This window comes from Saccharopolyspora sp. 6M, assembly GCF_020176775.1.
Taxonomy (GTDB): Bacteria; Actinomycetota; Actinomycetes; order Mycobacteriales; family Pseudonocardiaceae; genus Saccharopolyspora_C; species Saccharopolyspora_C gregorii.
The window spans coordinates 1-477 of sequence record NZ_JAIUJZ010000356.1; the positions used below are offsets into that span (position 1 = coordinate 1).

General features: G+C 73.6%; 1 tRNA gene. It reads right to left on the reverse strand.

The annotated features are described in order from the left end of the window. Positions 1-172: 172 nt before the first annotated feature. Positions 173-246 (reverse strand) — tRNA-Met (locus LCD31_RS28805). Positions 247-477 lie beyond the last annotated feature (231 nt).

Genomic DNA, 477 nt, shown 5'->3' on the forward strand with positions numbered 1-477 from the left:
GCAACCAGCAGCCGCCTTACTAGGTGCTCGCCCCGGCCTAAGTACAGCAGCAGCCCACCCGACCCCACCACCGCACCGTGGGGGCCTACGGGGGCTCGGCCCCCGTACAAAACGAGGACAAACGGAAAGAGGCCCCCTCTCGCCAGAGAGGGGGCCTCGAACACACCACGAGTAGCGGGGACAGGATTCGAACCTGCGACCTCTGGGTTATGAGCCCAGCGAGCTACCGAGCTGCTCCACCCCGCGCCAAGCACGACCATCAACCTCAGCCCGTGCCGTATTTCCTTGTGAAGAGAACTCTACTGGAGGGTCCAGGACCGGCCGCAGGCGGGGTCCCTCAAGGGCGTTTCCGCTGGTGGGCGAGGCGGGGGGGGGGGGGGGGGCGGGGGGCGCCCCCCCCCCCGGCGCCGGGGGGGGGGGGGGGTGGGTGGGGGGGGGGGGGCCGCCCCCCCCGCGCGGCCCCGCCCCCCCCCGCGG